This window comes from Brevundimonas sp. KM4 (assembly GCF_000964075.1).
Taxonomy (GTDB): Bacteria; Pseudomonadota; Alphaproteobacteria; order Caulobacterales; family Caulobacteraceae; genus Brevundimonas; species Brevundimonas huaxiensis.
This window is the reverse complement of sequence record NZ_JZRG01000059.1, coordinates 1-1,453: the sequence shown is the minus strand read 5'-3', so window position 1 is coordinate 1,453 and position 1,453 is coordinate 1. Positions and strand designations below refer to the sequence as shown.

At 59.0% G+C, this 1,453-nt stretch carries 3 protein-coding genes; 1 reads left to right on the top strand and 2 read right to left on the bottom strand.

Going from position 1 to position 1,453, the window contains the following annotated elements; translation table 11 throughout:
- A partial coding sequence (locus VH88_RS15280) for an ABC transporter permease (RefSeq protein ID WP_045812015.1) occupies positions 1-628 on the top strand: 628 nt, incomplete at its 5' end.
- 136 nt (positions 629-764) lie between these two features.
- Here VH88_RS15280 and VH88_RS15275 read toward each other — a convergent pair.
- Together VH88_RS15275 and VH88_RS16555 are read right to left on the bottom strand one after the other, a co-directional pair.
- Positions 765-977, bottom strand: a complete 213-nt coding sequence (locus VH88_RS15275; RefSeq protein ID WP_045812014.1) for a hypothetical protein — start codon at positions 975-977, stop codon at positions 765-767.
- Between the two features lie 228 nt (positions 978-1,205).
- Positions 1,206-1,453, bottom strand: a 248-nt coding sequence (locus VH88_RS16555) for a hypothetical protein (protein WP_231576714.1), incomplete at its 5' end; no start/stop codon positions are given.

Below are 1,453 nucleotides of genomic sequence, written 5' to 3'. Positions count from 1 at the left end.
GCCGACCCTGAAGCAGGTTTCCCTCTTCAACCCGACGGAGGGCTACGGCGGTTACGCCGTGCCGGCGGTTAGTTTGATCATCTTGCAGCAGACGCTATTGCTGGGAGCCGGCGTGATCACAGCCGTGCGTCGAGAGACCGGCGCGGCTAGGCTGAAACGCAGCGCGCGCTTGGGTTTGTGGCTGGCGCTCACGGCGATTGGGACAGCCTCCAGCCTCTTCTATTTCGGTTTCGTGTTCTGGTTTCAGGACTATCCCCGCGCAGGCAATCTGATCGGCGTCCTACTGCTGGCGCCCATATTTTCAGCGGCGGTCGCCGCTGTGGGTCTGCTTCTGGGCGCGCTTTTCGATCGCCATGAACGGGTCTTGCAGGTTCTGGTCGGCACTTCCGCGCCCTTGTTCTTCCTGTCAGGCGCTGCGTGGCCGCATTTCATGATGCCTGAAGGTCTCGTCTGGCTCGCGCATTTTTCACCGTCCACCGCTGCCGTTCAGGCCTTTGTTCGCCTGAACGCCATGGGCGCCAGCCTTTCGGAAGTCTCAGGTTTGGCAGCTATTTTGACAGGCCTTGCCTTCGTCTATGGCGGCCTGTGGGTGGTGCGTGGACCAGCGCGTTCTGACCTGCGTCGATGACGTCGGGCGCGAACAAATCAGTTAGCTAGAGAGGAAACAAACTCTATCTCGACATCGAAAGGGATGGTGACACTGCGGATGTCGGATCCTATCGCGCTTTGGCTGACGTTCGCGCTATCCATCGAAGCTGAACTGTTCAAACAGCGGTTTCCAGATCGCTCCAATGCTCGCGGGGCGTGTCATGAAGCAGGGCGCGCGCCTCGAGGTCTGCGTGGCGCGGGTGTCCGAGAAGGAGGGCGTCAGACGTCAGGGCCTCATGCTCGGCGGCCGACAACACTGCGTGGTCGCCGAAGTCATTGGTGACGAGCACCCGACGCCTATCAGCGTCCAGTTGTATCGAGCGTCGCATCGGGCCCCTCCTGCCCTAGGGCCTCATGCCTCCTATCAATGATCTTTGCAACTCTCGATCATTGTTTTTCGAGGTGAGGTCAGGCCGCGAGTGTCGAGTATATGGAGGGCAGCGAATGACCGCTTCTGGCGCATTTCAAGCATCCGCTTCCAACTGCCGTGAGTGACTTGTACGCTAGTCACCAGCAGCAAGCTGTAGTTAATCGCTCGCTAGGCGCATCAATCCCAATCAAGGCTTCGCCGCAGCCAACGCACCAGCCGTTACCAGTGGAATTGATTTTCGAAGAATTGATGCAGGCACGCCGTCGCAGGCTAGCGTTGATAGGCCGATCAGATGCGACAGAAGATATTTGCTGACGACAGAGGGATCCGTGATGTCGGAGAAGCCTCTCATCGCATGAGCTATCGCGGTACCTTGTCGGCTCCGGCGCTCCCGTAGCTTGAGGAACAGATTTTGATCCTCCCTCGGTTTGGTGG